Genomic DNA, 546 nt, shown 5'->3' on the forward strand with positions numbered 1-546 from the left:
CTTCCCGCCCGATTTCCAGTTTGGCTGGAACTCCGTGGACAAGATCAAATCCAAGAAGGTCGGCTTGGATGGCAATACGTCGATCACCTACTGGATGGGAAAATCCCAGCCCTCCGATCCCGAATGGTCATATCTCAGCACAGCGATATTTCCGACCGAAGAGGCAATGGTCGCGGCCTACTTGGCTGAGGTGCAAGCGTTCAACCCCGTCTGTCCCGGCGCGGCTGTCACGCCCTCGGGCGACTGGTACGCCGTCACCCCGGATATGGAAGGAACCATCGAGAATCGTGAGTACCAGGTGACCTACGTGGGCGGGGACAATACCGCCCAGTCTCCCTGCGCTCCGTTCTCGAGCGACGCGATGCTGACGCGCACCCGGCGTCTGAACTGCCCGGTTCTCCTGACACAGTGGTCCAACAAGCACGAAGCCTGTGTCAACGAAGATTTCGTTGCCACCATCACCTCCAAGACGACGCAGTGCGACAAGGACGGCGGGAACGGAAGCTGCCCCACCGATGGCAATGGTGCCATGAGCGGTATGAGTCC

The 546-nt window shown here is 59.7% G+C and carries 1 protein-coding gene; it reads left to right on the forward strand.

Translation table 11 applies throughout. The features are described 5' to 3' along the window. Positions 1-34 precede the first annotated feature (34 nt). The coding region (locus tag ACXJKJ_RS31805) for a hypothetical protein (protein WP_457395705.1) at positions 35-546 on the forward strand (512 nt) is incomplete at its 3' end.

Source organism: Roseateles sp. P5_E1, from assembly GCF_054049335.1.